Annotated in this window: 21 protein-coding genes; 11 read left to right on the top strand and 10 right to left on the bottom strand. The window is 71.2% G+C overall.

Features of this window, described 5'->3' with window-relative positions; all coding sequences use genetic code 11:
* Positions 1-65: 65 nt before the first annotated feature.
* From ACZ52J_RS11540 to ACZ52J_RS11525, 4 genes are all read left to right on the top strand, one after another.
* Positions 66-1,433 (top strand): L-serine ammonia-lyase, encoded by a 1,368-nt coding sequence (locus tag ACZ52J_RS11540; RefSeq protein ID WP_465617721.1) that lies wholly within the window; start codon positions 66-68, stop codon positions 1,431-1,433.
* Between the two features lie 185 nt (positions 1,434-1,618).
* Positions 1,619-3,448: a hypothetical protein gene (locus ACZ52J_RS11535; protein ID WP_465617719.1), complete on the top strand. Its 1,830-nt coding sequence runs from the start codon at positions 1,619-1,621 to the stop codon at positions 3,446-3,448.
* Between the two features lie 41 nt (positions 3,449-3,489).
* Positions 3,490-4,065, top strand: coding sequence for a hypothetical protein (locus tag ACZ52J_RS11530; protein ID WP_465617717.1), 576 nt, complete (start codon positions 3,490-3,492; stop codon positions 4,063-4,065).
* 283 nt (positions 4,066-4,348) lie between these two features.
* On the top strand, positions 4,349-5,035 hold the full coding sequence (locus tag ACZ52J_RS11525; protein WP_465617715.1) for a hypothetical protein: 687 nt from the start codon (positions 4,349-4,351) through the stop codon (positions 5,033-5,035).
* Between the two features lie 86 nt (positions 5,036-5,121).
* Here ACZ52J_RS11525 and ACZ52J_RS11520 read toward each other — a convergent pair whose 3' ends face one another.
* Positions 5,122-5,715: an NADPH-dependent FMN reductase gene (locus ACZ52J_RS11520; protein ID WP_360498732.1), complete on the bottom strand. Its 594-nt coding sequence runs from the start codon at positions 5,713-5,715 to the stop codon at positions 5,122-5,124.
* Between the two features lie 189 nt (positions 5,716-5,904).
* Here ACZ52J_RS11520 and ACZ52J_RS11515 point away from each other — a divergent pair, with 189 nt between their 5' ends.
* Entirely contained in the window at positions 5,905-6,660 is a 756-nt protein-coding gene (locus ACZ52J_RS11515) for a TetR/AcrR family transcriptional regulator (protein ID WP_465617712.1), read from the top strand.
* A 57-nt stretch (positions 6,661-6,717) separates the two neighbouring features.
* Here the strand turns inward: ACZ52J_RS11515 and ACZ52J_RS11510 are convergent, their stop codons facing one another.
* The 4 genes from ACZ52J_RS11510 to ACZ52J_RS11495 form a co-directional block, all read right to left on the bottom strand.
* The gene (locus ACZ52J_RS11510) at positions 6,718-7,659 is read right to left on the bottom strand and encodes a DMT family transporter (RefSeq protein ID WP_465617710.1); all 942 of its coding nucleotides are present in this window, start codon (positions 7,657-7,659) and stop codon (positions 6,718-6,720) included.
* Between the two features lie 197 nt (positions 7,660-7,856).
* Entirely contained in the window at positions 7,857-8,486 is a 630-nt protein-coding gene (locus ACZ52J_RS11505) for an RloB family protein (protein ID WP_465617708.1), read from the bottom strand.
* Positions 8,440-9,750, bottom strand: coding sequence for an AAA family ATPase (locus ACZ52J_RS11500; RefSeq protein WP_465617706.1), 1,311 nt, complete (start codon positions 9,748-9,750; stop codon positions 8,440-8,442). The genes ACZ52J_RS11505 and ACZ52J_RS11500 overlap by 47 nt, the downstream gene beginning before the upstream one ends.
* Positions 9,751-9,999: 249 nt before the next feature.
* On the bottom strand, positions 10,000-10,434 hold the full coding sequence (locus tag ACZ52J_RS11495; RefSeq protein ID WP_360498727.1) for an ATP-binding protein: 435 nt from the start codon (positions 10,432-10,434) through the stop codon (positions 10,000-10,002).
* 163 nt (positions 10,435-10,597) lie between these two features.
* Between ACZ52J_RS11495 and ACZ52J_RS11490 the strand changes: the two genes are divergently transcribed.
* The 3 genes from ACZ52J_RS11490 (at position 10,598) to ACZ52J_RS11480 (ending at position 12,654) form a co-directional block, all read left to right on the top strand.
* Complete coding sequence (locus ACZ52J_RS11490) at positions 10,598-11,407, top strand: helix-turn-helix domain-containing protein (RefSeq protein ID WP_465617704.1); 810 nt, start codon at positions 10,598-10,600, stop codon at positions 11,405-11,407.
* Positions 11,404-11,604 (top strand): DUF397 domain-containing protein, encoded by a 201-nt coding sequence (locus ACZ52J_RS11485; RefSeq protein WP_465617702.1) that lies wholly within the window; start codon positions 11,404-11,406, stop codon positions 11,602-11,604. Before ACZ52J_RS11490 ends, ACZ52J_RS11485 begins: the two co-directional genes overlap by 4 nt.
* A gap of 210 nt (positions 11,605-11,814) precedes the next feature.
* Positions 11,815-12,654 (top strand): hypothetical protein, encoded by an 840-nt coding sequence (locus ACZ52J_RS11480; RefSeq protein ID WP_465617700.1) that lies wholly within the window; start codon positions 11,815-11,817, stop codon positions 12,652-12,654.
* Positions 12,655-12,922: 268 nt separating this feature from the next.
* Here ACZ52J_RS11480 and ACZ52J_RS11475 read toward each other — a convergent pair whose 3' ends face one another.
* The 4 genes from ACZ52J_RS11475 to ACZ52J_RS11460 all read right to left on the bottom strand — a co-directional run bounded on the left by ACZ52J_RS11475 (position 12,923) and on the right by ACZ52J_RS11460 (position 17,764).
* Positions 12,923-13,468 carry an ATP-binding protein gene (locus tag ACZ52J_RS11475; RefSeq protein ID WP_465617698.1) on the bottom strand — a complete coding sequence of 182 codons (546 nt, stop codon included), beginning with the start codon at positions 13,466-13,468 and terminating at the stop codon, positions 12,923-12,925.
* A gap of 140 nt (positions 13,469-13,608) precedes the next feature.
* Positions 13,609-14,814 carry a L,D-transpeptidase gene (locus ACZ52J_RS11470; RefSeq protein WP_465617696.1) on the bottom strand — a complete coding sequence of 402 codons (1,206 nt, stop codon included), beginning with the start codon at positions 14,812-14,814 and terminating at the stop codon, positions 13,609-13,611.
* A gap of 255 nt (positions 14,815-15,069) precedes the next feature.
* Complete coding sequence (locus tag ACZ52J_RS11465; RefSeq protein WP_465617694.1) at positions 15,070-16,317, bottom strand: L,D-transpeptidase; 1,248 nt, start codon at positions 16,315-16,317, stop codon at positions 15,070-15,072.
* 208 nt (positions 16,318-16,525) lie between these two features.
* Complete coding sequence (locus tag ACZ52J_RS11460) at positions 16,526-17,764, bottom strand: L,D-transpeptidase (protein WP_465617692.1); 1,239 nt, start codon at positions 17,762-17,764, stop codon at positions 16,526-16,528.
* A gap of 212 nt (positions 17,765-17,976) precedes the next feature.
* Here ACZ52J_RS11460 and glgX point away from each other — a divergent pair, with 212 nt between their 5' ends.
* On the top strand, positions 17,977-20,301 hold the full coding sequence (gene glgX, locus ACZ52J_RS11455; RefSeq protein WP_465617690.1) for a glycogen debranching protein GlgX: 2,325 nt from the start codon (positions 17,977-17,979) through the stop codon (positions 20,299-20,301).
* Positions 20,302-20,310: 9 nt separating this feature from the next.
* On the opposite strand, the gene ACZ52J_RS11450 is transcribed toward glgX, so the two are convergent.
* On the bottom strand, positions 20,311-21,744 hold the full coding sequence (locus ACZ52J_RS11450; protein ID WP_465617688.1) for a family 2B encapsulin nanocompartment shell protein: 1,434 nt from the start codon (positions 21,742-21,744) through the stop codon (positions 20,311-20,313).
* Positions 21,745-21,976: 232 nt separating this feature from the next.
* Between ACZ52J_RS11450 and ACZ52J_RS11445 the strand changes: the two genes are divergently transcribed.
* Positions 21,977-23,797: an ABC transporter ATP-binding protein gene (locus ACZ52J_RS11445; protein ID WP_465617686.1), complete on the top strand. Its 1,821-nt coding sequence runs from the start codon at positions 21,977-21,979 to the stop codon at positions 23,795-23,797.
* Positions 23,794-25,695, top strand: coding sequence for an ABC transporter ATP-binding protein (locus tag ACZ52J_RS11440; RefSeq protein WP_465617684.1), 1,902 nt, complete (start codon positions 23,794-23,796; stop codon positions 25,693-25,695). The genes ACZ52J_RS11445 and ACZ52J_RS11440 overlap by 4 nt, the downstream gene beginning before the upstream one ends.
* Positions 25,696-25,734 lie beyond the last annotated feature (39 nt).

The raw sequence follows: 25,734 nt of genomic DNA, 5'->3' as shown, positions 1-25,734 counted from the left end.
GTGCCCCGAGCCGTGTCGGCCCCCGCCCGCAAGTACTTCCACGAGACCAGACAAGGACGTCCCCCGTGGCCATCAGCGTCTTCGACCTCTTCTCCATCGGCATCGGCCCCTCGAGCTCCCACACCGTGGGCCCGATGCGCGCCGCCCGGATGTTCGCCCGCCGACTGCGGTCCGAAGACCTGCTGACCCAGGTGACGGGCGTGCGTGCCGAGCTGTACGGCTCGCTGGGTGCCACCGGCCACGGCCACGGCACCCCGAAGGCCGTCCTGCTGGGCCTGGAGGACAACTCGCCCCGCACCGTCGACGTCGACCAGGCCGACAAGGACGTCGAGCGGATCACCGCCGAGAAGAAGCTCCACCTGCTCGGCGAGCACTCCATCGACTTCGACCCCGACAGCCAGCTCGTGCTGCACCGCCGCCGGTCGCTGCCCTACCACGCCAACGGCATGACCCTCTGGGCGTACGCGGCCGACGGCTCCACCCTGCTGGAGAAGACCTACTACTCGGTCGGCGGCGGCTTCGTCGTCGACGAGGACGCGATCGGCGCCGACCGGGTCAAGCCGGACGACACCGTGCTGAAGTACCCCTTCCGCACCGGTGACGAGCTGCTGCGGCTCAGCCGGGAGACGGGGCTCTCCATCTCCGGCCTGATGCTGGAGAACGAGAAGGCCTGGCGCAGCGAGGAGGAGATCCGCACCGGGCTGCTGGAGATCTGGTCCGTGATGCAGGACTGCGTGCGGGCCGGCATGACCCGCGAGGGCATCCTGCCGGGCGGCCTCAAGGTCCGCCGCCGGGCCGCCGCTGCCGCGCGCACGCTCCGCGCCGAGGGCATCGGGCCGGCCAACGCGATGGAGTGGGTGACCCTCTACGCGATGGCGGTCAACGAGGAGAACGCCTCCGGCCGCCGGGTGGTCACCGCGCCGACCAACGGCGCGGCGGGGATCATCCCGGCCGTCCTGCACTACTTCCTGAACTTCATCCCGGGCGCCGACGACGACGGCATCGTCCGCTTCCTCCTCGCGGCCGGCGCCATCGGCATGCTGTTCAAGGAGAACGCCTCCATCTCCGGCGCCGAGGTCGGCTGCCAGGGCGAGGTCGGCTCCGCCTGCTCGATGGCCGCGGGCGGCCTCGCCGAGGTCCTCGGCGGCACCCCCGAGCAGGTCGAGAACGCCGCCGAGATCGGCATCGAGCACAACCTCGGCCTCACCTGCGACCCGGTCGGCGGCCTGGTCCAGATCCCCTGCATCGAGCGCAACGGCATGGCGTCGGTCAAGGCCATCACCGCGGCCCGGATGGCGCTGCGCGGCGACGGCCGGCACCACGTCTCGCTGGACAAGGCGATCAAGACGATGAAGGAGACCGGGGCCGACATGAAGATCAAGTACAAGGAGACCTCGCGCGGCGGCCTCGCCGTGAACGTCATCGAGTGCTGACCGGGCACTGACCGCGCGCCGGTCACGACGCCCCGGCCCCCGGGTGGAGCCCCCTCCACCCGGGGGCCTTCGCATGCCCGCTGCGCGTTTCACCGCGCACTTCCCCTTGCGCATTCTTACTGGCCGACGGACCGTCAGCAGGTCCATAATCTCGGCGAGTTGGTTCACGCCAGAGGGGGAGGCGGATGACCTTCCAGCCCGGGCCGGTGCGGCCCGCCGAGCCGCCGTCCGTTCCACCGCCACCGCCGGCGCCACCGCCGACATCGTCGGGAACACCGGGATCGCCGGGATCGCCGTACGCGAGGTCCGAGGCCACCCGGCTGCTCTGCGCCGGGGTCTACCTCGACCCGGACTACCGCCGGCGTGTCATCACCGAACTGGTCGAGCACGACGAGCGCTCCGTCCCGCCGTCCCTGGGCTTCGACCTGGTCACGGTGCTGGCGCACGCCCTCCGGGCCCGGGCACTGGAGGCTCGCACGGGCGCGGTGCTCGCCTTGGTCTGGTTGGGCTTCTTCTGCACCGAGTACTGGCCGCTGCTCCAGCACCCACCGTCCGCCGCCGACTGGAAGTCCTACGGGGAAGGACTGACCGGCGGGTACTACGGCGACGATCCGTACGGCCAGGAGTCGGCGGCCGACACCGTGTTCGGCGTGCTCTCGCACTACATGCCACCGTTCACGGCGACCTTCGCCGTCCTGTACGCCCTGGTCTGCCTGCTGTCCTGGTACGCCAAGCCCGCGGAGGTCCGGGAGTACGCGCTCTACGCCCCAGCCGCCCCCACCACGCCCGGCGGCTCCCGGGCGTCCGAGGCCCGGCGCGCCGCCGGCGGGCTCCTCTCCGTCCTCGCCGTGATCGCCCAGATCCTCTACTGGGCACTGGCGCTGGCCACACTGAAGGAGGGGGCCTGGCAGGGCACGCTGTTCCCGCTGGCGCTCGCCGCGACAGTGGGCTGGCACCGCCTGCACGTCGCCCAGGTCCTCCGCCGGGAGCTGACCCGCGAGAACTTCCCCAAGCATCCGCGCCGGCTGCCGGCCCGGCCGCGCTACCCGGCGCTGCAGCGGGCCATCGCCGACGAGCAGTACTCGCAGCTCGTCGTCTACGATCCGGCCGATCCCTTCCTCGGCGCCGGACTCCCGTTCAGCGTCTGGCGGTTCACCCTGGAGCTGAGGCGCCGCAAGGACGCCCCGGCGGCCGCCGAGGAGGGCCTGATCGCCCGGGCCGTACTCGACCTGGTCATCCCGCGCCTGGCCGCCTTGCGGCAGGCCGCCGCCGACACCAGCCTGGACCGCCTGCGGGACCTGGAGATCGAGCACGTCGTCTACCTCCCGTACGGCCCGGCGCGCGGCGAGGTCCCGCGCGGGCCCGAGGAGATCGCCCGGCACATCGCCGAGGCGGTCGACGAGGGCGGCGAACGGCGCCGGCACTTCCTGCGGGTCCGGGTCGGCGCCTGGGACGAACAGGTGGTGCTGACGGTGCAGTTGCGGGTGCACACCCAGGGGAACCTGCTGATGGTGGAGGTCGTCCCGCACGTGCTCGGGCCGGTCCGGCGCGACTACGAGCTGCTGGCGGACTCGGTGGCCCAGCAGGGCACCCGACCGGGACGCCGCGGCCCGGCGATGTCCGCGTTCACCGCCGGGCCGGCCGCGCTCCGCTCGCTGCTGCGCCCGGGCGGACGCCGGGCCACGGGCGGCACGGATGACGACGACCAGCTGGTGGTGGCCGCCCGCCCGGTCGTCTCCTTGCGCGAGGCCGCCACCACGTCGACCATCTCGATCTTCCAGGAGCTGGACGTCATACGGTACTTGAAGTCGATCGAGGAGCGGATCATCGAGGGCGTGCGGGTCGCGCTGGAGCGGTCGGGGTACGAGACCGACCGCTTCGAGCAGACCGTGATCCAGGTGATGGAGGGCGGGGTCCACATCGGTTCGATGAGCGGCGGCGCCGTCGCCACCAACGGGGGCACGGCGCAGTCGGGCGCAGTGGCGGCTCCGCCGTCCGGCGGGAAGCCCTCCTAACGACGCGGATTCGCGTCCTTGACAGGGAGTTGAGATTTCCGATGAACGAGGAGCAGGACGTGCCGCAGGACGAGGAGAGCACTCCCCCGGCACCGGCGAGCGGCGGGGTGTCGAGCAATGGGGCCTCGAACGGTGGGGTATCGATCGGCGCGATGACCGGCGGGGCCGTCGCCGCGGGCTCCGGCACCCGGGCGGAGGACCGCTCGCAGCGGGCCGGGGCGCCCGACCCATTGCCGGACCTGCGCGGTCTGACGGTGCCCGCCCCGGCGCCCGGCGGGGTATCGATCGGCGCGATGACCGGCGGGGCGGTCGCCACCGGTCAGGACTCGACGGCCGTCGACGCCTCGATCCGCCTCGACGCCTCGGCCCGTGAACTGCTCGCGGCGGTCCGCGAGTTGCGGGGCCACCTGCCGATGTTCACCCGGGTCGAGGGCAACGGCGTGGCCGAGGTGGAGCAGGAGCTGGACGCCGTCGGCACGGCCCTCGAACAGACCGGCACGGCCCCGCGCACCCGGCTGGAACGGCTCCGCGACCTCCTGCGGAGCTCGACCACGGTAGTCTCCGGACTCGCCTCGGCGCTGGCGGTCGTCGAGGCGATCGAGCAGTTCCTGCACTGAGCGGGGACCGGGGAGCACAGGGGGAGCAGGGATGACGGGCAAGTACTGGGACAAGGACGGCCAGCAGTGGGTGGACCACCTGCCGGCGGGCAGGGCGGCCACGCCTCCGCCTCCGGCGGCTCCCCCGGCCACGCCTGCGCCCCCTCCGCCGACGGCCCCGCCCTTCGCGCCTCCGATCGGGCCGCCTCCGGTCGCACCACCGCTGATCGCACCACCGCTGATCACACCGCGCGCCCCTCGACCGGGGCGCCCGCCGTCCGCCGGAACGCGGCGGTCCCGGCGGGTGCTGGTGGCCGCCCTCGCCGGGGCGCTCCTCGGCGTGCTCGCGGGCGGCGGCGGGTACCTGCTGACGCGGCACGAGGGCGGGAGCAAGCCGACCGGTGCGGCGACCCTGACGGGCACGCCACCGGTCACGGCGTCCGGCTCCCCCTCGTCGTCCCCCACGGCCTCGGAGTCACCCTCCGCCACGCCCTCGCCCACGCCCACCACCCCGGCGCCCGCGCCGACCCCCACCGGGCTGCACCTCAACCGGGTCCAGGACCCGAACGGGTTCACCCTCCTCGTCCCGGACGGGTGGCAGCGGAGGGAGCAGAACGGCTCCACGTTCTACGAGACCCCGAACCAGTCCAGCCTGGTCCAGGTGTTCTCCATGACCACCCAGTCCCCCTATGAGCAGGCCAAGTCGATCGACGCCAACCTCGCGGAGACCAAGGCGTCCGCGGGCTACCGCCGTCTCCGGCTGGAGCAGACCGCCAACGGCACCGCCGAGCTGGAGTACTCCTACAACCACGCCGAGACCGGCACCGTCCGACGCGCGGTCGACCACGTCCTGGTCGGCCCCGACGGCGTCGCCTACTCGGTCATCGTGGCCGGCCCGGAGGGCGACTGGCCCACCCTCCTCCAGGCCCTCCGGGACGCGGAGCTCACCGGCTTCTGCTTCACCGCCCAGTGCCCGGCGGCCACCGGCTGACCCCCGCCCGCCAGGCCCGGCCCCCCGTCCGCCGACCCGGACCCCGCCGACCCTGACCCCCGAACCGTCGTCCGCCGCCGGTCGGCTCAGGCCGCGAACGGGTGGGCCTGCCGGGCGTTGCGCAGCGCCTGCGCCCACCAGGTGAGCTGGTCGAGCATGGTCTTGGCGGCGGCGTCGGCGGCGGGGTCGATGGCCTTGCCATCGGCGTCGAAGCAGTGGGCGGCGCCGTGGAAGCTGACCGTGTTGCGGATCGTCGCCGCGTTCAACTCGGCCATAACCACCCGCAGTTGCTCGACGGCGCGGAGCCCGCCGGAGAGGCCGCCGTAGGAGACGAAGGCGATCGGCTTGCCGTGCCACTGCCGGTTGTGCCAGTCGATGGCGTTCTTCAGCGCGGCCGGGAAGCTGTGGTTGTACTCGGGCGTGACGATGACGAAGGCGTCGGCGGCCTCCAGCCGGGGCGACACGGCGGCCAGCAACTCGGCGTCGCCCGGCGACGGTTCGCCGCCGAAGGACGGGAGGGTGGTCGGCAGCGGGGTCTCCACCAGATCGACCAGGTCGGTGGTCGCGTCGCCGCGGGCGTCGAGGTGACCGAGCAGCCAGTCGGCGACGACCGGGCCGAAGCGGCCGTCGCGGGTGCTGCCGACGATGACCGCGATCTGCAGGTTCTGCTCCGTGGACATGGGGGTCCCCCTCCGGGATGTGATGGACGGCGCGATGTCGTGTACGGCGATGTGTACGGCGTATCCGACAGATACAACGTACACATAGGCGCGTACGCCGTCCACTGTAGATACGACGTACGCTTCAGATACGCCGTACACGCCCGGGTGATACGGTGAGGAACACCGCAGTCGGAAGGAGCCCGCCCCATGCCCGCTCAGCAGGCACCCGCCGGGGGCACCCCCGCGGCCGGCGACGACAAGGCCCAGGTCTCACTCTGGGAGCGCCTCGCCCGTCCGGCCCCCGCGCCGCGCACCACACTGACCCCGCAGCGGATCGCCGAGGCCGCGGTCGCCATTGCCGACGCCGAGGGTCTGGACGCCGTCACCATGCGCCGCCTGGCCGGAGAGCTCGGCGTCGCCCCCATGGCCGCCTACCGGTACGTCTCCGGCAAGGACGAACTCATTGAGCTGATGGTCGACTTCGTGTACGGCCGGCTCCCCCTGGACACCCCGGCCGACGGCTGGCGGGACGCCATGCGCTCGCTGGCCGTCCACCTCCGGGCGATGACCCTGGCCCATCCGTGGACGGTCCGGACGGCCACCCCGTTCTCCCTCACCCCCAACCAACTCGCCGTCCCCGAGCGCGCGTTCGCAGCCCTGGCCGGGCACGGCCTGGACGCCGACACCACCATGGCGGTGTTCCGCGCCGTCAGCGGCTACGTGCACGGCTCGGTCGCCGCCGAGGTCGCCCTGGAGAACCTCCGCCGGCAGCACGGCTGGTCCGACGGCGACCAGACCCGGGCCGGCCTCGCCCCGCGGATGACCTGGCTGATGAACACCGGCCGCTACCCCAGCTACGAGCGCTACCTGTACGAGGCCACCCGCAAGGACGACCCCGACTGGCAGTTCGAGACCGGCCTCGACTGCGTCCTCGACGGCATCACCGCCCACTTCGGCATCTGACCGCCCCCGCCGCGCGGGAAGTCGGCCGGTCCGACTTCCCGTGCGGCGGCAGTGCACTTACCGGCGGGCGGGGAGCGCGAGGAAGGCCAGCCCGCCGGCCAGCACCGCGAGCCCGCACCAGGAGACGGCCGGCAGCCGCTCCCCCAGCGCCGCCACGCCCAGCACGGCGGCGACGGCGGGCTCGGCGAGGGTCAGCGTCGTGGCGGTCTGCGCGGTGGCGTGCCGCAAGCCGTGACCGAACAGCCGGTACGCGAGGCAGGTGGTGACCACCGCGAGGTACAGCACGATCCCCGCGCCCCGCACCGAGAGCAGCCACCCCACCGGCCCGAGGGCCACCACCGGCAGCACCAGCAGCGCCGCCCCGCCGAACATCGCCCCCATCACCCCGCCGGACGGGCGCCCCACCGCGATCAGCCGCCCGCCGACCAGCGAGTACACGGCGTACGAGAGCCCGGCCAGCACCGCCAGCAGCACCCCGAGGCCGTCCACCGCAGCGCCGCCCCCGGCGAGTTCGGGCCCCAGCACCAGCACCGCACACCCGAGGACGGCCATCGCCGTGGCCCCGGCCCAGCGCCCGCCCGGCCGCCCCTGCCCGGCGAGCCACCCGAGCAGCCCGGTGAACACCGGCGCGCTGCCCAGCGCGATCACCGTCGCCACCGCCACCCCGGTCCGGCTCACCGCCGGGTAGAAGGTGACCGGGTACCCCGCCACCGCGACCGCGCCGAGCGCGAGTTGCCACCGCTCGCGCGGCCCGCAGGCCCGGGGCAGGGTGCGGACTGAGCGGTCGGACAGGAACAGCAGCAGCCCGCCGAGCACCAGCCCGGCAGCCCCGATCCCCGCCGCGGGGGCGCCCCCGGGAGCCAGCGAAGCCGCCGTCCCGGTCGTGCCCCAGAGCACGGCGGCGAGCAGGATCGGCACCGGGCCGCCGAGCGCGCGGGGGCGGGCGCGACGGAGAGCCGTGGGCAGGGGACGGGCAGGCGAGAACAAGCGATTCGGCACAGTCGTGAACTTCCGTCGTCGAGGACCATCGGGAAACTGGTTCCGAGAACGGACGCACGCCATCAGCCCACGGCGGCCGCCATCAGGCCGAGCCGGGGTCGCAGGGGATCAAGCCACCGGAGCGCGCGCCCGTCAGGCGCTGAGCGGCGGCAGTACGACGTGCCAGTACAGGTTCACGGGTCGATGGTACTGACCCGTCACGGCTGCGTCTCTTCGCCTCCGATGGCGAGCGCGAGCTTCCACATGCCAGTGGAGGGATTGACCTCGTGCTCGTTCCCAGGCTCAGCCAGTTGCTTCGCCCGGCTGGCGGCCAACCGCCAGTGCGGCTTGTAGAGGTCGAACTTCATACCGGCCTTCTCATATCCGGTCGGGAAGATTTTCTCAAGCGCTGGCACAAGTTCCTTGAACGACCGAGCCGGGCGGCGATACTCCGCGAAGTGCAGCAGGAGCCACACTTCGAAGCAGGGATTTGAGAACGCCACCTCGATATTCTTCTTCCGCGCCTCGGCCACCACCTGCCCCAGGTCAGGGAATTCGTCGACATCGAGAACGCACCACACCTCGTCGTACTCACCGCCGGCCTGGTCACGCAGAAGCTCGGCATGATCAACGACCTGGGAGGGTGACCTCGGATGTTCAACGACCCTCAGGGAGACCGCTGAATTCCGGGCGCTCGACTTCAGCCCCTGAAGGTAGTCGCGCTCAGTCGCCTTCGCGCCGCAGACCACCAGCAGCCTCTGCCTCGGCTCCCGCTGTCCCGCCCGCCTGGCCAGTGAGGTGTCAAAACAGGGACGCTTGCGTCCGCTCGGCTTGGCAGCCCTTGCCATCGTTGTCCCCCCGCGCCGCCACGGCACTGGCAAAATTGTCGTCGATGTACGGCACGCCGCCGTAGCTCCCGCTGAGATACCGCCGCTCGCGGTTCTCCTCCTGGCGTGGCTTGAAGTCGGCGAGGGCGACCAATTCGGTCTCGCCGTACTCGTTCTTCTCCACGAACCAGACCTGGTCGCGCCGCAGGATCTCTTCACCGTCAGCTCGTCCGAGCAGGCTGGCATCATGGGAGGTGAAGATCAGCTGAGCACCATTCGGATTAGTCGCGGAATTCTGGAAGAGCCCGATCAGGCGTGCGGTCAGAATCGGGTGGAGGCTCGAATCGATTTCATCCACCACGAAGGTCCCGCCCCATCGGAGCACCGACATGAATCGGGGCGCCTGCCGCAGCAGAGCCTGCGTTCCCTCGGACTCGTCGGACAGATCCATCCTGACGATCCCGTCACGCCCGCGATGCCCTATCCACGGGCGCATGACCTCACGCGGACCTCGCTCTTCAAGGTCCGCCAGCACTCGCTGCGGGATGCGCGAACCGTACCTCTTCCGCAACTGCTCCTCATCAAGCAGCACACGCTCCGTACCGCATTCCGCGATCCCTAGGTCCGCAGCCTGCAGCAGGCCGATGAGCTCGGGATGCCGATCCAGGTTCTCAAGGATTCGCGTTGTGCCGAGCATGCCCATGCGCCGACTGAACAGGAGGCTACGGGCGAACCAGTCGTACACCGGCCGGAAGTCCTGCTGCCGTGACCGGGCCGCGAGGGACATGAAGAGGACGTTGGGCTCAGTGATGTTCTCAACCAGCTCCAGCTCGCGCCGGTGCTGTGAGTCACCGATCTCCACCCCGTCGACCGAACGCTCGAAGATCTTGCGCTTCCTGCCATGAGGGAAGCTGTGTAGCCATTCGTCGACCACCCGGTTGTCGTCCACGCTGAACCCGTAGGTGTAGCGGATTCCGTCGATCAGCAGGTCGGCCACGTACCAGGACGGTTCGCTGCGCGCGGCTTCGTCGAGGCGGAACGGTTGGCGGGTCACGCCCCCGTCCGGCTCCGCGTCACGGTACGAGTCGACGACCATCCTGCTCATGTACGCCAGCGCATCGATGACGTTCGACTTGCCGGCGGCATTGGCTCCGAAGATGCCCACCACAGGCACCGCTTCCCAGTGCGTTCCCGGAGGCCTGTCCGCGTCGTAGACCGGGTTGAGCTGTAGTGATTGCTCGTCCCTGATCGAGCGGTGGTTCGCGACCCTGAAGTTCAGCAGCATCTGTGATCCCCCCTTCGCGGGTTTCCAGCCTCTTCTGTGCAAGTGAATCGCGCAAACAGGCCTTCGGCAAGCCTGGAATGGCTGCCACACGCCAGTGACCTCCCCGGAACCCGCAGACCTCACACGCGGAGCCCCCGAGGGCACAAGCAGGGGGACGCAAACGGGTGATTTCGCCACAGTTACGAGTAACCGCCGCCAGGCCGCGCGGGAAGTCGGCTGGGCCGACTTCCCGCGCGGGTGGCGGGGTGGTCAGTCGTGCGGGTTGGCCGGGGTGGGGAGGGCGAGTTCGCACCAGGTGGTCTTGCCGATGTAGCCCTCGCCCCGGGGGTGGGCGCCCCAGGAGGTGGCGAGCGCCGCGACGAGTTCGAGGCCCCGGCCGGACTCGTCCTCCGGGGTGGCGTGGCGGAGGGTCGGGAGCTCGGGGTTCGCATCGGAGACCTCGATGCGGAGCAGGGAGGAGGTGGGAAGGAGAACTCGGACGCCGATCATCCGGTCACGCGGGGACCGGGCGTGGCGGCAGGCGTTGGTGACGAGTTCACTGAGGAGGATCAGCGCGGTCTCCGCCGAGTCGACGGGCACCTCCCACTCGAAGGCCATCCGGAGGAAGCGGATCCGGGCACGGCCGGCGCTGCGGGGCAGGCGGGGGAACATCCACTCGACGGCGTCGACGGGCTGAGTGAGCATCAGAATCCTTGAGGGGGTGTACGGACGGCTTCACTCACAAGGGCTGAGTTCGGCCACTTCACCCTTCAAGGGTCGACAGACGGGCATAGCCTCAGCAGTTACACCGCAGGTACAGCGAGAGCTTGAACCGCCCTGCGACCAGGGCAGGGAGGGGCCACCGGGGATGAGCACGCCGAAGGAAAACCCGATGTCATGGAAGTACTGCGGCGATCAGCTCAAGCGATGGCGTACTCGCGCGGGTGTGACGCGGGAGCAGCTGAGCCAGGCTGCCTGCTACGACATCGAGAGCGTGCGGTCGATGGAGGCGGGGAGGCGCCGGCCGTCGCTCAAACTGCTTCAAGTGGCGGATGAGCTGTGCGACGCGAAGGGGATGCTGGTGGGCGCTCACCCCTACCTCACCCCCGAGGCCAGACCTGCGCGCAGCGATGTCTTCTTTGACGTTGAGAAGGAGGCGGTTGCCTGCTACTTCTACGAAGCCCTTCACATCCCGGGCTTGTTGCAGACCAAGGCTTACGCCAACACACTCCTCAGCCATCACATGCCACCCGTGGACAGCGCCACCATTGAGGAACGCCTGGCGTTTCGCCTCAAGCGACAAGAGAGGCTCATGGAGCCCGAGGTGCTGTTCAGCTTCACCATCTACGAAGCAGCCCTCCACACTTCCATCAGCGGCAGGGAGGCCATGAAGGAGCAGCTCCACCGGCTGCTTGAGTTCGAGGACTCACGCAACATCCGGATCCAGATCGTACCTATCGCACAGGTGACGCCTTCCGGACTCCCGGGATCGCTCGCCATCTTGGAAACGATCAACAACGAGCAGTATGCGTACGTTGAGACGCACCTAACGAACGCTCTCCACTCCGAACCGCGACTCGTAGGCGCACTCAGCCGACGCCACGCAATGATCCGCTCGCAAGCCCTGAACCCACGGGAATCAGCACAGCTCATCCGAAAAACACTGGAGCAACTGTGAACACCGAAAGGCCATGGTTCCGGTCCAGCTACAGCGACCTCGACAGTGGCAACTGCGTCGAGGTCGCGTCCTGCCCCTCCGCCATCCACGTCCGGGACTCCAAGGACAAGGCCGGCCCGACCCTCGCCTTCTCCCCCGAGGCGTGGTCCGCGTTCGTCTCCTTCGCCCCCGAAGCTCAAGCCGCCGAAGACGAGTGACCCCTTAATTGAATGGGTGGGTAATCACCTTCCAACCACCGCTGTGCACAGCAGATATGACTATTCGTCATCGCTTCGCCACAGTCGGTCCCTCCGTGTAGCGTGCGCACTAATGAATCGACCCCCGCCGGTGCTACGAACACCGAACGGGGGTCTGACCGGCACGATCGAAGAGGATTCGATCCTGTGGCTACCCACGACTCTACTGCCATGGCCGCGCCCGGATACGGCAAGCAGTCCGCGCCGGGGCAACTTCCCCGTTCTGCGAGGTACTTCGCGGATCTTCCGGCGCGCGAGGCGTACCTCGCCTCGCTCATCGACCACCTGCCCGACGGCGCCGCCATGGACGTCAAAACGCTCGCCGCCATCAACCCGCACTACGGCCAGATGGCCTGTCGCACGGCGCTCAACAACCTCTCCGCCGCAGGTCACCTGCGCCGCGTCCGCGAGCGCGTGAACGCCGACCGCCCCCAGTGGGTGTTCCGGACGTACTTCTCCCGGACGCCGCGCAGCGACGCCTGGTGGAACCACTTCATCGCCACCGGCGAAAGCCCCCGGGAGTCAACGGAAAACGCGCCCGATCCCCCGAAGGAGCGACGCGCCTCCCCTGTCTCCCCCGCCTACGCCGCGCTCGCCGGCCTCGGCATCGCGGACGCCCGTCTCCCGCTCTCCGGCGCCGACTGCGCGGCCCTGGAACCGCTGGCCGCCGAGTGGCTGGCCCGGGGCACCACCCTGGCCCTCTTCACGGCCGCTCTCACCGCAGGCCTGCCACCGGAGGGCGTCCACAGCCCGGTGGCGTTCACCCGCCGTCGTCTGCTCGACAAGATGCCCCCGGAGCGCTCGCGCCCCGAACCGCAACCCACCCGCATCATCGAGTGCACCGACTGCCGCACCCCCTGCCGCCCGCATGCCCTCCTGGGCGGCCTCTGCCGCGCCTGCCGTGGCACCCCCAAGGCACCGCCGCCGCCCCGCCGACACCTCTCCCCCGCGGCCGTCCGCACACACGCCGCCCGCGCCCGCCAAGCGATGAGCACATCATCGCGATCATGAATATTCACAGGTGGCGGCGTTAACCTATGCAAAATCCAAAGGTGAACTAGGTTACAAACCTTGCATTCCAAGCCGTCCGGTTTGCCCACATGCTGAGATCCATGCGATAGTCAAGGCATCGAACTTCGGCGGGCCCGACCTGGCACTGCCGACGCCCATCGCGCGGGCACGCACCCCCTTGGCCGGCGCGATGACTTGCAGGGGCCCCCATCCGCCGGACCACGGCGCTCTCGGGGGCCCTGCGTGTATCCGGACCCGAGAGCGCGGCTCAGGGCCGCTCGCGCACCTTGAGCTCGAACCAGACCCCTTTGCCCCGGGGCAGCAGGTCCGCGCCCCAGCGGTCGGAGAGGTCGTCGACGATCTTCAGCCCCCGGCCGCGCTCGTTCACCGGCCTGGGCTCGGCGAGGATCATGCAGGGCAGCGCCCGGGAGGAGTCGCGGACCTCGACCCGCAGCCAGCCCGGTTTGCGGCTGACGTGCAGGCCGATGGTGCGCCCTGCGGCGTGCCGCACCGCGTTGGCCACCAGCTCGCTGGTGAGCAACTCACCGGCCTCCAGGTACGGGTGGAGGTCCCAGGACTCCAGGACGGACAGCACCAGCCGGCGGGCCACCGGGCCCGACTCCGGCCGGGACGGCAGCCGTACCTCGTTCGGCGAGGACTGATCGCACAGCCTGCCGGAATACATCTCCTCCAGCTCCTCGGAGCTGAGCCGCTCCAGCGCCGAGAGCGATCCCTGGACGTCGATCCAGGACGCCTCGGCGACCGTGCCGGCCCCGGGAACTGATGACTGATCTGTTTCGCCCCAACCCGCCATGCGGACCATCATTGCGGAACGCAAGCAGGCGCGTACGGACAATGAGCAAACGATCTCCCCCGAGTCGGCATATGCCGGATGCAAGAGGGGGCCGACCCGGACCGACTTCCGTCAAGCCCGAGTTGACCCCCCGACCGCTCCTACCAGGAGCCCCACGGCACGTTCCAGCCGCTCAGCCCGTTCGACGGGTCGAGCGTCTCCTTCTTGGTCGAGTTCTTCACGACCACGACGTCCCCGACCATCGAGCCGCTGTAGAACTTGCCCATCGAGGTGCTGTCCCCGCCGCCCTTGACGTCCTTGAGCCCGACGCAGCCGTGGCTGACGTTGTCCTCACCGAAGACGTTGCTCCAGTAGTTGCCGTGCACGTACGTCCCGCTGTCGGTGAGCCGGATCGAGTGCGGCACCTGGAGGTCGTACGGCGCACCGGTCATGCCGGGCAGGGTGCTGGACTGCATCCGCACCACGCCCTCCTTGGCCATGACGACCATCGTGCCGTTCCAGGTCGCGTGTTCGGGCGAGCCGGCGGTGATGTCGATGTCGCTGGACTGCCCGCTCTGGACGACCGTCATCTTGTGCGCGGCGGCGTCAACCGTCGAAATCTGGGATCGCCCGATCGTGAAGGGCTCGTCCCGGTCACCGCCGTACACCCCGGGGGCGATCTCGACGCTCTTGAGGCGGTAGTGCACGACCACCTTGGTGCCGGGCGCCCAGTACTGCTCGGGGCGGAAGTCCAGCCGGCGGTCGCCGAACCAGTGGCCCTTGACCACGGTGCCGTTGTCGGCCTGGAAGGTGATGCCCCTGAGGACCTCGTCCTTGTTCTTGACGTCCTTGCTGAAGTTCACCGAGACGATCATGCCGACGCCGTACGTGGCGTCGTTGTCCACGTTGTCCGAGGCCTTGGCGAGCGCCGTCGGGGTCAGCGTGGTGAAGTTGCTGTCGGCCGTGGCGACCGCGCCGTCGGCGTCCGCGGCCATCGCGCTGACCTGGTAGGCGGTGCCCACCGCCAGGGCGGCCGACGGGGTCCAGGAGGCGCCGTCGGCGGAGATGGTGCCGGGGACCTCCTGGCCCGTCCGGTCGCTCACCTTGACGGTGGTGAGCTTGCCGCCCGTCGCACCGACCTTGATCGCGTTCGGTGCCACGTCCACCGAGCCGGCCTTGGGCTCGATGCTCACCGCGGCCTTCGAGACCTTCGGCGCCGTGCCGGTGGGCGCCGCCGCGGGCTTGGATGCGGCCGCACCGGCCCCCAGGTCGGCCTTGGCCGCGCTGCCGCCCCCACTGCCGCCGCTGCCACCGCCGCAGGCGGCCGTCAGCGCCATCGCCCCGCCGACCAGGCCGGCGGTAACCACTCTGCGTATCGACCTCAACGTCGATTCCCTCTCTCTGGACTCCCCGAACTCCCCGTGAACCCGCGACGGTCCTACGACGGACCTGCGACGGACCCGACCGGATACACGCACCCGGCCATCGGAAAGGTTGCGACATGCGCGGGGCTTCCCGCCCCGGAAAGCCGAGCGGCCCGACCCCAACGGGTGAGGATCGGACCGCTCGGCGACAAACTCACCGGAGTGCCCGGACTAGCCGGGCCAACCTCCGGGTAGGGACTACCAGTTGGCCCAGTCCACGTTCCAGCCGCCGAGCCCGTTGGAGGGGTCGACGGTCTTCTCCTTGGTGTTCACGACCTTGATGACGTCACCGACCATCGAGTCGTTGAAGAACTTGCCCGCCACCGAGGTGTCGCTGCCGCCCTTGACGTCCTGCATCGACACGCAGCCGTGGCTGGCGTTGGACTTGCCGAAAGGATTCGCCCAGTAGTTGCCGTGCACGAAGGTGCCGGAGGTGGTTAGCCGCATCGCGTGCGGCACGTCCTGGATGTCGTACTCGCCGCCGAGGCCGACGGTCTGCGAGTTCATCCGGGTGACCTTCTCCTTGGACATGACCACCATGGCCCCGCCCCAGGACGGCGTGGCGTCCGCGCCGAGGGTGACCGGCACGGTGGTGCTCTGGCCGCTCCGCTCGATGGTCATCTGGTGCGACTTGGCGTCCGCGGTGGAGATCTGCGAACGGCCGATGGTGAACGGCTCGTCCTTGTCCACGTCGCCGTAGATGCCCGGGGCGACCTCGACGTTCTTCAGCCGGTACTTGACGGTCACCTTGGTGTCCGGCGCCCAGTACTGCTCCGGGCGGAAGTCGACCCGCTTGTCGCCGAACCAGTGGCCCTTCACCACGGTGCCGTTGCCGGTCTCGAAGGTGATGCCCTTGAGGACGGCGTCCTTGTTCTTGACCGCCTTGTTGAACTCCACCGAGACGATCATGCCGACGCCGTAGGTGGCACCGTCGCTGATGTTGTCGTTGGTGGAGATCTTCTTGTCCGGCGTCAGGGTCGTGAACGAGGTGGTGGACGCGGCCACCAGGCCCGCCCCGTCCTTGGCCTGCGCGTTCACCTTGTACGCCATGCCGACGGCGAGCGCCGCCGCGGGCTTCCAGCCGGTGCCGTCCGGGGCGATCGCACCCTCGACCGGCTTCCCGTCCTTGTCGGTCACCTCGACCGTGGTGAGCTTGCCGTTCGAGACGGACACCTGCAGCCCGGTCGGCTGGACGTCCTGGGCACCGTCCTTCGGCTCGACCGCGATCACCGCGGCCGAGGTCTTCGGCGTCCCCGAACCGCCCCCGTCCGCCGAGGCCGGCGCGCTGGCCGCGTTGCCCCCGCCGGATCCCCCTGAGCCGCCGGAGCCACTGCCCTTGTCGTCGTTGCAGGCCGCGGTGAGCAGCAACACCCCACCCATGGCCAACGCCATCGCGTAGCGGCTGGTGGTACGTATCGCGGCGCCGGCCGTCTTACCCGTCTTCACGGTTTCTCCCCTCCCGGTATTCACTCTCTTGACGCGTTGAGTGCCCCCATGAGTTGCACCGGGCGCCGATCTTTCGCGCCTGGCTGCGGACGCGTCGGAGCAGGATAACTGGGCTGTTCGAGTGAATTCGCAGGGGTGTCGAGCGGAACCGAGCAGAACCGGGTGAAGGTGGGTGAACCGGGCGTGACGGCGCGACGGGCGCCCGCGGCTAGCGCAGCGCGCTCCCGGCCACCCACTGCTCCCAGAGCATGTTCCAGCCGTTCAGCCCGTTCTGCGGCGGCACGAAGTCCCCGGACGGGCCCTTCACCTCCACCACGTCCCCCGCGATGGTGTGCTCGAACAGCCAGCCCGCCGGGGTGTCCTTGCTCGTGCCGCCCTTGGCGTCGGCCAGGCCGATGCAGCCGTGGCTGGTGTTGGCGGTGCCGAACACCTTGGGGTCCGCCCAGTAGTTGCCGTGGAGGAAGGTGCCGGAGGTGGTCAGCCGCATCGCGTGCGGGACGTCCTTGATGTCGTACTCGTCGCCCATGCCGACGGTCTGCGAGTTCATCCGGGTCACCTTGTACTTCTCCGACACCACCATCACCCCCCGGTAGGTGGAGTGGTCGGGGCTGCCGCCGGAGACCTTGAGCACCCGCACCACCTTGCCGCCCTGGCCGGTCCGGACGGTCAGGGTGTGCGCGTCCAGGTCCACGGTGGAGACCTGCGCCCGGCCGACGGTGAAGCGCAGGTCCCGGCTCTGGCTGCCGAACTCGCCCGGCGCGCCCTGCACGTCCTTCAGCCGCAGCGCCACCGAGACCTTGGTGCCGGCCGCCCAGTACTGCTGCGGGCGGAAGTCCAGCCGCTGGTTGCCGAACCAGTGCGCGGCCACCGCCACCGGCGGGTCGGCGCTGACCTGGACGGCCTTCTCCACCGCCGCCCGGTCGGCGATCGGGCGGCTGAAGCGCAGCGAGACCGGCATGCCGACGCCGACCGTGGAACCGTCCTCCGGGGTGAAGAAGGCGACGAAGGTGTGCGCCCGGGCGACGGTCGAGAACGCCGAGTGCTGGGCGGCCTTCTGGCCCTGGTCGTCCTCGGCGACGGCGTCCAGGGTGAACGCGGTGCCCAGCGGCAGCGGGCCGTCGGGCCCCCAGCCCGCGCCGTCCGGGGTGATCGTGCCGGGCACCTCGGTGCCCTTGGCGTCGGCCAGCCGGACCGACACCAGCCGGCCCTGCGCGGCACCCACCCGGACCGCGCCCTCCGGCTGCACGTCCTGCGCGCCGTCGGCCGGCTGCACGGTGAGCACCGCCCGGGACGGCGCCTCCGCCGGGGGCGCGGTGGGCGCCCCGGAGCCGACCGCGTCCCCGTCGGGCGCGGCCGGGGAGCCGCCGCTGCCGCAGCCCGTGAGGACGGCCAGACAGCAGGCCACCACCGCCGCGCCCCGCGCCCACACCCGTCCTCGGCACCGCATCCCGGGGCCTCCCACTGTTCGCGTCCGACGCCCGGAACAACGACGGGCGCCGACCCGGGGACACGCCGAGCGGCCCGGAATCCCGCCATCCACCGGCGATCCCCTGCCCGCCATCCGCCGGTAAGCCCCCGTTCAGCGGCTTCCGATCTGCGCAATCCGGGAAAGAGGAAGTGAACGGGGTCCGGGACACCCCGCCCAGGGAGGGTACGGCCATGGCGTCAGGGCAGGAGCTGGAAGCCGGGGTAAGGCCGGACGGCGGCCCGCACACCGTCGAGCCATCAGTCGAGCCACCGCGGCCCGGCAGCTGGCAGCCGCTCGGCGCCCGCTTCCGGACCGACCAAGTCGGCGGCCGGGGCACCAACTTCGCGCTCTGGGCGGCCGGCGCCGAGGCCGTCGAGCTGTGCCTCTTCGACGAGGACGGCCGGGAGAGCCGGCACCGCCTCACCGAGCAGGACTTCCAGATCTGGCACGGCTTCCTCCCCGGCGTGCGCCCCGGCACCCGCTACGGCTTCCGCGTGCACGGCCGGTGGGACCCGTGGACCGGCGCCCGCTGGAACCCGGCCAAACTGCTGCTGGACCCGTACGCCCGCGCCGTCGACGGCTGTTACACCTCGCACGACGCCGCCTGCGCCGCCGTCCGCAACTGGCCGGAGGCCGACGTCGCCGACACCGTCCGGGACAACCGCGACTCCGCGCCCTACGTGCCCAGAGCCGTGGTCGTCCACGATGACGACGACTGGTACGACGACCACCGCCCGAAGACCCCGTGGGCCGAGACGGTCCTCTACGAACTGCACGTGCGCGGCTTCACCATGCGCCACCCCGAGATCCCGCCGCACCTGCGCGGCACCTACGCCGGCCTCGCCCACCCCGCCGCGATCGCCCACCTCACCCGCCTCGGCGTGACCGCCGTCGAGCTGCTGCCGGTCCACCAGTACGCCACCGAGGACCACCTCCAGGCGCGCGGCCTGGTCAACTACTGGGGCTACAACACGGTCGGCTACTTCGCCCCGCACGCCGGCTACTCCGCCTCCGGCTCGCGCGGCGGCCAGGTCGGCGAGTTCAAGCGGATGGTCCGCGCCCTGCACGCCGCCGGGATCGAGGTGATCCTGGACGTGGTGTTCAACCACACCGCCGAGGCCGGCGAGCTCGGCCCGATGCTCTCGCTGCGCGGCATCGACAACGCCGCCTACTACCGCCTCCCGCCGAACCGCCCGCGCGGCTACGCCGACTACACCGGCTGCGGCAACACCCTGGACACCCGCCGCCCGCAGGTGATCCGGCTGATCACCGACTCGCTGCGCTACTGGGTCGCCGAGATGGGCGTGGACGGCTTCCGCTTCGACCTCGCCGCCGCCCTCGCCCGCGGCGGCCCGCGCGGCGGCGACGACGTGGACATGGACCACCCGTTCCTCGCCGCCGTCTCCCAGGACCCGCTGCTCAGCCGGGTGAAGCTGATCGCCGAGCCGTGGGACGTCGGCCCGGGCGGCTACCAGGTCGGCGGCTTCCCCCCGCTGTGGGCCGAGTGGAACGACAAGTACCGCGACACCGTACGGGACTTCTGGCGCGGCGCCCGCCCCGACGTGCGCGAGCTCGGCTACCGCCTCTCCGGCTCCTCCGACCTCTACCAGCGCGGCGGCCGCCGCCCGTACGCCTCCGTCAACTACGTGACCGCGCACGACGGTTTCACCCTGCGCGACCTGGTCTCCTACGACCGAAAGCACAACGAGGCGAACGGCGAGGCCAACCGCGACGGCACCGACGACAACCGCTCGTGGAACCACGGCGTCGAGGGCGAGACCGCCGACCCGGCGGTCCGCGCGCTGCGGCTGCGCCAACTGCGCAACCTGACGGCCACCCTGCTGCTCTCCACCGGCGTCCCGATGCTCACCGCCGGGGACGAGCTGGGCCGCACCCAGGGCGGCAACAACAACGCCTACTGCCAGGACAACGAGGTCAGCTGGCTGGACTGGTCACTGCTGGCGGAGCCCGGCTGGCGGGAGCTGACCGAGCTGACCGCCCGGCTGATCCGGCTGCGCCGCTCCCACCCGGTGCTGCGGCAGCGGGCGTTCTTCTCGGGCCGGGCCGCCACCCCCGGCGGCCAGCCCGACCTGGCCTGGTTCACCCCGCTGGGCAAGGAGATGACCGAGGCCGACTGGTTCGCGCCGACCGCCTGCCTGGGCATGCTGCTGTCCGGCACCGCGATGTCCGAACGGGACGACACCGGACGGCCGCTGCGGGACGACAGCTTCCTGCTGCTGCTCAACGCGGGCCACCAGGCCACGGTGTTCACCCTGCCCGGTGAGCCCTGGGCGGCGCCCGAGGCCCCGTACGAGACGGTGATCGACACGGCCGAGACTCCGGTCGGCACGGCCGGGGCAGCAGTCGGCACGGCCAGGGCGGCAGTCGGCACAGCCGGGGCGGCGGGAGGCACGGCCGGGGCGGCGGGAGGCACGGGCGAGCCGTACCCGCACGGCGCCGTCGTCCTGGGCGGGCGCTCACTGCAGCTGCTGCGCGCGCCCGCCCCCGGGGCCTAGGGGCCCGGCTCAGCCCCGGGCGTGCCCGAGCTCGACGTTCTCCAGCACGCCGATCGCGTCCGGCACCAGCACCGCCGCCGAGTAGTAGGTGCTGACCAGGTAGGAGGCGACCGCCTTCTCGTCGATGCCCATGAAGCGGACGTTCAGACCCGGCTCGACCTCGTCCGGGATGTTGATCTGGGTGAGCCCGACCACGCCCTGGTTGTCCTCGCCGACCCGCATCGCGATGAACGCGCTGGTCTGCTGGTCGGACACCGGGATCTTGTTGCACGGGAAGATCGGCACCCCGCGCCAGGTCGGCCGGCGCTTGCCGAGGACGTCGACGGTGGCCGGGTAGACACCGACCTTGTTGCACTCCCGCTCGAAGGCGGCGATCGCCCGCGGGTGGGCGAACAGGTAGTCGGTGTCCCGGCGCAAGCTCAGCAGCTCGTCCAGGTCGTCCGGGGTGGGCGCCCCGGAGCGGGTCTGGATCCGCTGGTCGAAGTCGGTGTTGCCGAGCAGGCCGAACTCCGGGTTGTTGACGAGCTCGTGCTCCTGCCGCTCCCGCAGGGCCTCGATGGTCAGCCGCAGCTGCTCCTCGGTCTGGTTCATCGGCTTGTTGTAGAGGTCCGCGACCCGGGTGTGCACCTTGAGGACGGTCTGCGCGACGCTCAGCTCGTACTCGCGCGGCCTCAGCTCGTAGTCCACGAACGCGCCGGGCAGCTCGTACTCGCCCTCGTGGCCGGCCGACAGGTCGATCCGCGCCTCGCCGTGCTCGTTCTGGGCCTGCGCGGCGTCGGCGGCGAAGCCCAGCAACTGCTCGCGCAGTGAGTCCGAGCGGTCGACCAGCTCCTGGAAGACCGCCCAGGGCAACGCCATCGCGACACCCGACGTCGCCGCCTTCACGGTGTACGGCCAGGTGCCGTTCGGCTCGGTGAGCGCCTCGTCGCCGATGTGGTCGCCGTCCGCGAGGGAGCCGAGCACGGTCTGCTCGCCGTACTTGCCGGTGCCGATCCGGTCCACCTTGCCGTGCGCGACGAGGAACACCTCCTCGATCGGCGCACCCTCCTGCACCAGCACGTCGCCCACCGCGAAGTCCCGCTGCACGAACCGGCGGGCCAGCTCCTCCAGGACCGCGTCGTCCTCGTAACCGTGCAGCGCCGGCACCTCGCGCAGCGAGGGGGCGACCACGCTCACCGTGGAACCGGCCTTGGCGAAGCCCACCCGGCCGCGCCCGGCGGCGAAGCTGAGGCGGCGGTTGACCCGGTAGGTACCCGCGCTGACCTGCACCCAGGGCAGCATCTTCAGCAGCCAGCGGGAGGTGATCTCCTGCATCTGCGGCTTCGACTTGGTCGTGGTCGCCAGGTTCCGCGCCGCGGTCGTGCTGAGGCTGAGCTGGGCCCGGACTTCCACGGTCGCGCGGCCTGGGCCGGGGGCCGCGGTGGGTTCGGTTTCCACCGTCATGTGCACACTCCTGTCACTCACGTATCAATGAACATCCGTCAGGAGATTCCATCGGCCGATCGGGTGGGGCTCGCAAGAGGCGCCCGGCGCATTCGTCCCTGCACGAACCGCCGCACACGCCCCGCGTCCGCCCGCGCACCACCCGTCCGAGTGGCCGGTTCTCGCCGGACAGCACCGACAGGGGCGAAAAACCGGATGAGAAGTGACGGCCTCTCCGCCTACCCTCACCGCGATGGCCGAGAACCGACATGACACCGACAACGCGCCCGCCGACGGGACCGTGACCGCGCGCCCCCGCTCCACGGTCCGCTCGCTGCTGCGCCTGTGGCCGTACGCGCGCGCCGTCCGCGGCCGGCTGGCCGTCTCGGTGACGGCCGCCACGCTCGGCATGCTGAGCACGCTCGCCGTCCCGGTGCTCCTCGGCCGGATCGTGGACGGTCCGCTCGCCACGCACGACCTGGCCGCCCTCCGGCCGCTGGTCGGCCTGCTACTGCTCCTCGGGCTCTTCGAGGCCGGACTCTTCTACACCCGCCGGGTGGTGCTGGCCCGCCCGCTGGCCGGGCTGGAGACGGCCATGCGCGGCGACCTCTTCGCCAAGCTCCAGCGGCTGCCGGTCTCCTTCCACGACCGCTGGGGCTCCGGCCAGCTGCTCTCCCGGGCCACCGCGGACATGTACACCATGCGGCTGTTCCTGGCCTTCCCGTTGGTCTTCCTGATCGTCAACTCGGTGATGTTCCTGGCCGGCGCGGTGGTGATGTTCACCCAGGACTGGCGGCTCGCGCTGATCGCCCTGGTGCCCGTCGTCCCGCTGTTCCTGCTCACCCGGCGCTTCGAGTCCGGCTACTCCGGCGCCTCCCGCCTCGCCCAGGACCAGAACGGCGACCTCGCCACCGTGGTCGAGGAGTCCGTCCTCGGCATCCGGATCCTCAAGGCCTTCGGCCGTCACCGCTCGATGGCCGAGCGCTTCCGCGCCCAGTCCCAGGAGCTGCGCCGCACCGAGCTGCACAAGGCCCACCTGCTCGCCAACCTCTGGTCCGTCATCATCGGCCTGCCCGAGATCGCCCTCGGCTGCGCCCTCGCCGCCGGCGCCTACCTGGTCGCCCACGACGAGCTGAGCGCGGGCGCCCTGGTCGCCTTCCTCTCCACCGCGCTCGCACTGCGCTGGCCGGTGGAGTCGCTCGGCTGGCTGCTCGCCTACGCCAACGAGGCCGCCACCGCCACCGACCGCTTCTTCGAGGTGCTGGACGAGCCGGACACCCCGGACCCGGGCACCGCCACCGGGCTCGGCGCCCGGGACGGCATCCGCTTCACCGGCGTCCGCTTCCGCTACCCCGACGCCCCGGCCGGCAGCCCCGACCTGCTGACCGGCATCGACCTGCACATCCGCAGCGGCGAGACGATGGCCCTGGTCGGCGCCACCGGCAGCGGCAAGACCACGCTCACCGCGCTGCTCCCCCGGCTGTACGAGGCCACCGCCGGCACCATCACGCTGGACGGCCGGGACCTGCGCGACCTGCCCCGGGAGCGGCTGCGCGAACTCGTCGCGGTCGCCTTCGAGGAGCCCACCCTGTTCTCCGCCACCGTCCGGGAGAACGTCCTGATGGGCGCCCCGGGCGCGAGCGGGGAGCAGCTGCGCTCCGCGCTCGCCACCGCCCAGGCCGGCTTCGTGGACAAGCTCCCCGAGGGCGCGGACACCGAGGTCGGCGAGCAGGGCCTGAGCCTGTCCGGCGGACAGCGCCAGCGCCTCGCGCTGGCCCGCGCGGTGGTCGGCGACCCGGCCTTCCTGGTGCTGGACGACCCGCTCTCCGCCCTGGACGTGCACACCGAGGCCCTGGTCGAGCGGGCACTGCGCGAGGTCCTCGGCACCACCACCGCCCTGGTGGTCGCCCACCGCCCCAGCACCGTGCTGCTCGCGGACCGGGTCGCGGTGCTGGCGGACGGCCGGATCGAGGCCGTCGGCACCCACCAGGAGCTGCTGCGCGACTGTGCGCACTACCGCGAACTGATGTCGGGCGAGGCCGCCCTCGTGCCCGAAGGAAGTGCAGCCCCGTGACCACGACCGCCGATCCCACGAAGGCCGACCCCGCGAAGGGCGAGCCCGCGACGGCCGATCCCACGAAGGCCGCCCGGTCCGCCGAGGAGGAACTGCCCCCGCCCCCGGCCGACGAGGAGGACATCCCCGTCCCGCCCGGCGCGCCCCGGGCGCTGCTGCGCTCGCTGCTCGGCCCGCACCGGGCCCGGATCACCGTCGCGATGGTGGTGATCCTGGTCCAGCAGGCCGCCCTGCAGTCCGGCCCGCTGCTGGTCGCGGTGGCCATGGACCGCGCCATCCCGGCGCTGCGCGAGCACGACTCCGGCCCGCTCGTCGCGGTCATCGCCGCGTACCTGTTCTGCGCGCTGCTCAGCCCGGTGCTGCAGTGGGCGTTCATCAAGATCAGCGCCCGGGTCAACCAGGACATCCTGCTGGAGCTGCGCGGCCGGATCTTCCGGCACGCCCAGCGGCTGAGCCTGGACTTCCACGAGCGCTACACCTCGGGCCGGATCATCTCCCGGGCGACCAGCGACATCGACGCGCTGCGCGAGCTGCTCTCCGAGGGTCTGCAGGAGCTGCTGACGGTCTTCCTGTCGGTCTGCTACATCTCGGTGCTCCTGCTGGTGCTGGACTGGCGGCTCGGCCTGGTCTCGCTGGTGTCGGCCGTGCCGCTGGCCCTGATCGCCCGTTCCTTCCGCAGCCGCTCGCGCCGGGTCTACCGCCGCTCCCGCACCTCGGCCGCCTCGCTGATCGTCCGCTTCACCGAGACGATGAACGGCATCCGCCCGGTGCAGGCCTTCCGCCGCGAGAAGGCCAACGACGCCGCGTTCGCGCTGGTCAACCGGCAGTCCGCCACCGCGACTGCGGACGGCCTGCTGGAGATCGCCCGCTATGTCGGCCTCTCCCGGGCCACCGCCAACCTGTGGGTCACCGGCGTGGTGCTGTTCGGCGCCTACCTGGTCGTGGACGACACGCTGGAGGTGGGCGCGCTCACCGCCTTCGTGCTCTACCTGCGCCGCCTCTACGACCCGATCGACCAGCTGGCGATGTTCCTGAACAGCTACCAGTCGGCCGCCGCCGCGCTGGAGAAGATCGCCGGCCTGCTCGCCCACGAGCCGACCGTCGCCGAACCGGCCGAGCCGAAGGAGCTGCCGCAGGCCGCGAGCGGGCGAATCACGGTCAAGGGCCGGGAGGTGTCCTTCGAGCGGACCCGCTTCGCCTACCCCACCGGCAGGGAGGTGCTGGCGCCCTTCGACCTGCTGATCCCGGCCGGGCAGACGGTCGCGGTGGTCGGCGCGACGGGCGCGGGCAAGTCGACGCTCGCCAAGCTGCTGGCCCGCTTCTACGACCCGAGCGACGGCCGGATCCGGCTGGACGGCGTGGACCTGCGCGAGCTGGCCACCCCCGAGCTGCGGCGCGGGGTGGTGATGGTGACCCAGGAGTCCTTCCTGTTCTCCGGCACCGTCGCCGAGAACATCGCGATCGGCCGCCCCGGCGCCACCCGCGAGGAGGTCGAACAGGCCGCCCGTGACATCGGCGCGTACGGGTTCATCGCCGAGCTGCCGGACGGCTTCGACACCGACGTGCGCAAGCGCGGCGGCCGGATCTCGGCCGGCCAGCGCCAACTGGTGGCCTTCGCCCGCGCCCTGCTGGCCGACCCGGCGGTGCTGATCCTGGACGAGGCGACCAGTTCCCTGGACGTTCCGGGCGAGCAGGCCGTCCAGCGGGCGATGCGCACGGTGCTGGCCGGCCGGACGGCGGTGATCATCGCGCACCGCCTCTCCACCGTGGAGATCGCCGACCGCGTCCTGGTGATGGACCAGGGCCGGATCGTGGAGGACGGCTCCCCGCAGGAGCTGATCGACGGCGCCGGCCGCTTCGCCACCCTCCACCGGGCCTGGCGGGACAGCCTGGTCTGAGGGGACCCGGCCGGTCCGAGGGGACCCGGTCCCCGACCC

Source organism: Kitasatospora sp. NPDC034035, assembly GCF_055575755.1.
Note: the sequence above shows the minus strand (reverse complement) of the source record. Positions and strands in the feature narration are given on the sequence as shown.

Excerpts from the sequence above, each read along its gene's own strand:
- ACZ52J_RS11520 (WP_360498732.1), bottom strand. The coding sequence starts at position 5,715 with ATGTCCACGGAGCAGAACCTGCAGATCGCGGTCATCGTCGGCAGCACC.
- ACZ52J_RS11500 (WP_465617706.1), bottom strand. The coding sequence starts at position 9,750 with ATGCTGCTGAACTTCAGGGTCGCGAACCACCGCTCGATCAGGGACGAG.
- ACZ52J_RS11535 (WP_465617719.1), top strand. The coding sequence starts at position 1,619 with ATGACCTTCCAGCCCGGGCCGGTGCGGCCCGCCGAGCCGCCGTCCGTT.
- ACZ52J_RS11460 (WP_465617692.1), bottom strand. The coding sequence starts at position 17,764 with ATGCGGTGCCGAGGACGGGTGTGGGCGCGGGGCGCGGCGGTGGTGGCC.
- ACZ52J_RS11475 (WP_465617698.1), bottom strand. The coding sequence starts at position 13,468 with ATGGCGGGTTGGGGCGAAACAGATCAGTCATCAGTTCCCGGGGCCGGC.
- ACZ52J_RS11445 (WP_465617686.1), top strand. The coding sequence starts at position 21,977 with ATGGCCGAGAACCGACATGACACCGACAACGCGCCCGCCGACGGGACC.
- glgX (WP_465617690.1), top strand. The coding sequence starts at position 17,977 with ATGGCGTCAGGGCAGGAGCTGGAAGCCGGGGTAAGGCCGGACGGCGGC.
- ACZ52J_RS11495 (WP_360498727.1), bottom strand. The coding sequence starts at position 10,434 with ATGCTCACTCAGCCCGTCGACGCCGTCGAGTGGATGTTCCCCCGCCTG.
- ACZ52J_RS11490 (WP_465617704.1), top strand. The coding sequence starts at position 10,598 with ATGAGCACGCCGAAGGAAAACCCGATGTCATGGAAGTACTGCGGCGAT.
- ACZ52J_RS11530 (WP_465617717.1), top strand. The coding sequence starts at position 3,490 with ATGAACGAGGAGCAGGACGTGCCGCAGGACGAGGAGAGCACTCCCCCG.
- ACZ52J_RS11505 (WP_465617708.1), bottom strand. The coding sequence starts at position 8,486 with ATGGCAAGGGCTGCCAAGCCGAGCGGACGCAAGCGTCCCTGTTTTGAC.
- ACZ52J_RS11450 (WP_465617688.1), bottom strand. The coding sequence starts at position 21,744 with ATGACGGTGGAAACCGAACCCACCGCGGCCCCCGGCCCAGGCCGCGCG.
- ACZ52J_RS11480 (WP_465617700.1), top strand. The coding sequence starts at position 11,815 with ATGGCCGCGCCCGGATACGGCAAGCAGTCCGCGCCGGGGCAACTTCCC.
- ACZ52J_RS11515 (WP_465617712.1), top strand. The coding sequence starts at position 5,905 with ATGCCCGCTCAGCAGGCACCCGCCGGGGGCACCCCCGCGGCCGGCGAC.